Annotated in this window: 4 protein-coding genes; 2 read left to right on the top strand and 2 right to left on the bottom strand. The window is 74.6% G+C overall.

The features are described from left to right. Nucleotides 1-1,206, top strand: a 1,206-nt coding sequence (locus I4I78_RS30780; protein ID WP_218615023.1) for a YibE/F family protein, incomplete at its 5' end; no start/stop codon positions are given. 31 nt (nucleotides 1,207-1,237) lie between these two features. Here the strand turns inward: I4I78_RS30780 and I4I78_RS30775 are convergent. Both I4I78_RS30775 and I4I78_RS30770 read right to left on the bottom strand, forming a co-directional pair. Continuing rightward, nucleotides 1,238-2,218 carry a CPBP family intramembrane glutamic endopeptidase gene (locus tag I4I78_RS30775; RefSeq protein ID WP_226380759.1) on the bottom strand — a complete coding sequence of 327 codons (981 nt, stop codon included), beginning with the start codon at nucleotides 2,216-2,218 and terminating at the stop codon, nucleotides 1,238-1,240. Nucleotides 2,219-2,271: 53 nt separating this feature from the next. Continuing rightward, nucleotides 2,272-2,829, bottom strand: a complete 558-nt coding sequence (locus I4I78_RS30770) for a hypothetical protein (RefSeq protein WP_218615022.1) — start codon at nucleotides 2,827-2,829, stop codon at nucleotides 2,272-2,274. A gap of 154 nt (nucleotides 2,830-2,983) precedes the next feature. On the opposite strand from I4I78_RS30770, the gene I4I78_RS30765 reads away from it, so the two are divergent. Then, a complete protein-coding gene (locus I4I78_RS30765) occupies nucleotides 2,984-4,198 on the top strand; it encodes a sensor histidine kinase (protein WP_218615021.1) in 1,215 nt (404 codons plus the stop codon). Nucleotides 4,199-4,318: the final 120 nt, after the last annotated feature.

The raw sequence follows: 4,318 nt of genomic DNA, 5'->3' as shown, positions 1-4,318 counted from the left end.
GGCCCGGCCGCGCCGGCCGGGCGGCGGGTGCGGATCCTGCTCGCCGCCCTGCTGATCCCGTGCGCGCTGGCCACCGCGGTCGGGGTGTTCCTCCTCTGGCCCGGCGCCGCGCCCACCCCCACGGTGCCGCCGCAGCAGACCGTCCGGGCGGAGGTCCTGGCGACCCAGGCCACCGACTGCACCCCCGGGTCCGGCAGTGGCGGCTGCACCGGCGTCACGGTCGCGATGACCGACGGCCCGCGGGCCGGCCGGGACCTGGTCCAGCTCGTGCCGTCCGAACCGTCGACGCCGCGGTTCGCGGTCGGCGACGAGGTGGTGCTGGCCTACTCCGGGGGTGACGCCGACGACCCGGGCTCCTACCAGATCACCGACTTCCAGCGCGGCACCTCGCTGCTCTGGCTGGCCGGGGCGTTCGCGCTGGCGGTACTGGCGCTCGGGCGCTGGCGGGGGCTGGCCGCGCTGGTCGCGCTGGGGTTGAGCTTCGTCATCCTCGCGCTGTTCGTGCTGCCCTCGATCCTGGGCGGGAACGACCCGCTCGCCGTCGCCGTCACCGGCGCCTGCCTGATCATGTTCGTGGTCCTGTACCTGTCGCACGGGTTCTCCGCGCGCACGTCCTGCGCGGTGCTCGGCACGCTCGTCTCGCTCGCGCTGATCGGCCTGCTCGGCTCGGTGTTCTCCGCGGCCACCCGGCTCACCGGGCTCGACGACACGACCGCGAACCTGATCGGGACGCTCGGGAACGTGCCGATCGACGCCCGCGGGCTGGTCCTGGCCGGGCTGGTGATCGGCGCCCTGGGCGTGCTCGACGACGTCACCGTCACCCAGGCCAGCGCGGTCTGGGAGCTGCGCGACGCGAACCCGTCGATGGGGCCCGGACAGCTGTTCGCGGCCGGGATGCGGATCGGCCGCGACCACGTCTCGTCGGCGGTGAACACGCTGGTGCTGGCCTACGCCGGGGCCGCGCTGCCGTTGATGCTGCTGTTCACGGTGTCCGCTGCGGGCGTCGGCCAGATCCTGACCAGCCAGGACGTCGCCACCGAGATCGTCCGGACGCTGGTCGGCAGCATCGGGCTGGTCGCCTCGGTGCCGGTGACGACCGGCCTGGCCGCCCTCGTCGCGGCCCGCAACCGACCGTCCCCCGCCGTGCCCGTCCGGCAGGGACCGGGGTCGGGGCCCGGGGACGGGTCGGCCTACACCACCTGGTGATCAGGGAACCGGCCCCGGTCCGCGCCGCTCGTCACGCAACCAGGTGGTCGGCACCGGCATGCGCTCCGGTCGGCGCGGCCGTCCGCGCGGGCCCGCTCCGGCGAGTGGCCCACCAGATCACGGCGGTGAGCACGACGACGGTGAGCGCGGGGACGAGCTGGTACGCGGCGCCCACGGTCTCCGAGCGGTCCTGCAGCGCCGCGCCGAGGTCGATCCGCAGGTAGGGCGCTGCGGCGAGGGACAGCGTGTTCAGCACGGCGTGGAGCATGATCGCGATCTCGAGGCCCCCGGTGCGCCAGGTGATGACGGCCAGCCCGCCGAACAGCACCAGGTACCAGACGACGACGTAGGGGTCGGTCGAGCCGTGCACCAGCGTGAACAGCACGCTGGACACCACGATCCCGAGGACCAGGCCGGCGAGCCGCCCCCGGGTCCAGCTGCCGATCACCCGGAAGACCAGCCCACGCACGCCGTACTCCTCCCCCGCCGCCTGCAACGGTGTGAGCAGCAGCGTGACGAGCAGCATCGCGATGAGGTCGGCGTGCGACCAGGGGCTCTCCTCGACCGACGCCGCGAACCCCAGCAGGACCACGACCAGCCAGACCGGCCCGAGCACGAGCAGCGACCGGCCGAACAGGCCGAACCGGAACCGTGAGGTCACCGAGTGCAGCGACGCCCCGGGCACGCCGTAGAGCCAGCGCTGGATGAGCATGCTCCAGGGGGCGAGCAGACCGAGGGAGATCATCGACCCGGCGTGGTGGAGCGGCGTGTAGTCGGTGCCCCCGAGGGTGGGCGGCGTGTTCCCCAGCCGGACGTCGACGAGGGCCAGCGCCCCGCCGATGACCGTCGGGAGCAGGACGAACCCGGCGGCCAGCAGGACGATCGCGAGGATCCCCCGCCCGATCCGCCGCTTCTCGCCGGCGAGCACCCGGTGGTACTCCACCCCGGCGGGCACCGCCGGGGCGTTCCTCGGTGCGCCGTCGTCGAGCAGCCAGTTCTGCGCGGTCGTCATGTCCTGCTCTCCCTCATGATGCGGCGGTGCGGTGGTCCGGGCGTCGCTGCGGCTCAGCTGACGGCCTGGACGACGCCGCCGACGACGAGAGCGGTGATGGTCGTCCACCCGACGATCGCGATCGCCTGCCAGATCAGGATCCGGGACCGGCCCACGCCCGATGCCGCGAGCATCGTGGCCGTGAAGTGGGTGGGCAGCAGCAGCGGGCCGAGCAGGCTCACCCCGGGGACGCCGTAGCGCTCGTAGGCGCGCTGGAACTTCGCTCGGCGCGCGGACCCCCGGCCCGGCCCGTCGCCCGGGGCCGGCCCGGGGCGCGGCTCGGCCCCGCCGCCGACCGCGGCGCCCTGCCGGGCGCGCTCCGCCGTGCGGCGGCGGTGCACCACGACGTCCCGGGCGCCCGCGCCGAGCAGCACCAGGGCGGCCACGACGACGAAGTTGCCGATCATCGCGGCCACCGCGGCGACGGCGGGGTGGATGCCGCCGAGGATGCCGATCGCGGCACCGCCCTCGCCCTCGACGAACGGGATGGCGCCGGCGAACGCCGCGATCAGCGGCTGCAGCGGCTCTGGTACCTGACCGACGAGGTTCTGGAGGGTCTCGAAGAGGTTCACGGCGGGCTCCTGTGCTGGGGTGGCGGGGTGGTTCCCCGGCGCTGTGTCCAGTTCACCGGCCGCGCGCGCCGGCCAGAAGTGCCTGTCCGTCATCGGGATCCGGGAGATCTCGCGGTCCGATCCATGACATCTGTCATGGTCGTAGGCTGAGCGGATGGAGCGGACGGCCGAGCGCACCGCGTCGACGTCGACGGCCGTCGATGCGCGCAGCGCGCTGCGGCTCAGCCGGGGAATCACCGTCACCTGGTGGTACATGGCCCTGGCGGTCGTCGTCTTCGAGCTGCTCCTCGTGGGCCTGTCGGTCAGCGCGCTCGTCGAGTCCGGCACCGGGCCGCTGCCGACCGGCGTGGTCGGCGCGTGCGGGCTGGTGTGGCTCCTGACGACGCTGCTTCCGCTGCACGACTACCGGCGCCGGACCGACGCCGTGTCGCTGGTGATCCGGCGCCGGTACCTCGCGCCGCTGGTGGCCGGCGTGGTCTTCGGGCTCGTAGCGGGCGTCACTCTCGAGCTCTGGGTGCTGGGCGCGCTCCCGGTGCTCCAGGGCGCGGTGCTGCTGAACTGGCCCTCCGGGACACGGGCCCGGCTGGTGCTGGCGGCGACCGCCCTGCTCGTGGCGCTGGCGGTGATCGACTCCCGGCTCACGCTCGCGGAGAACGGCGCCCTGGACTGGACCCAGCTGGCGTTCCTGTCCACCGTCCTCCCGGCGATCACCGTGTCGTCGCTGTGGTGGTGGGACGTGATCGAGGCCCTGGACCGGGCCCGGGTGTCGGAGGCGCGGCTCGCGGCGGCGCAGGAGCGGCTGCGGATGGCGACGGACGTCCACGACCTGCAGGGGCACCATTTCCAGGTCGTCGCTCTGCAGCTGGAGCTGGCCGAGCGGCTCATGCCGGGCGACCCGGACGCGGGCATGGCGCAGCTGGCGGCGGCGCGGGTGAGCGTCGACGAGGCGCGGCAGGGGACCCGGGACCTGGCCACCCGCTTCCGCTCGGTGCCGCTGGCCGACGAGCTCGCCAACGCGGTGGACCTGCTGCGCGCGGCGGGCACGGATGCCGAGGCCGAGGTGGGTCCGGACTCGGCGGCGGCACCGGCCGGCACGCTCGGCCCCGTGGTCCGCGAGACGACCACCAACGCGCTGCGCCACGGCGGCGGCGACTGGACCCGGCTGCGCCTGAGCCGCACCGACCGCACCTGGCGCTACGAGATCTCCAACGACGTCACCGGCGGCCCGCCCGACGACACCGGCGGGTCCGGGCTGGACGGGGTCGCGCGCCGGGCGGCCGAGGCGGGCGGCGACCTGGAGGTCCGGCGGGACGAGTCGGTGTTCACCGTGGTCGTGACCGTCCCCGCCGACGCACGGGATGCCGGATGATCCGGGTGCTGCTCGCCGACGACGAGGGGATGATCCGGACCGCGCTGGCCGCGCTGCTGCGCCTGGAGCCCGACATCGACGTCGTGGCGGAGTGCACCGACGGCGCCGAGGCCGTCACCG

Origin of the sequence: Pseudonocardia sp. KRD291, from assembly GCF_019263595.1 — a bacterium.
Taxonomy (GTDB): domain Bacteria; phylum Actinomycetota; class Actinomycetes; order Mycobacteriales; family Pseudonocardiaceae; genus Pseudonocardia.
Note: the sequence above shows the minus strand (reverse complement) of the source record. Positions and strands in the feature narration are given on the sequence as shown.

What these genes read in the sequence shown, in the direction of transcription:
- I4I78_RS30775 (WP_226380759.1), bottom strand. Translation starts at nt 2,218, where the DNA reads ATGACGACCGCGCAGAACTGGCTGCTCGACGACGGCGCACCGAGGAAC.
- I4I78_RS30765 (WP_218615021.1), top strand. Translation starts at nt 2,984, where the DNA reads ATGGAGCGGACGGCCGAGCGCACCGCGTCGACGTCGACGGCCGTCGAT.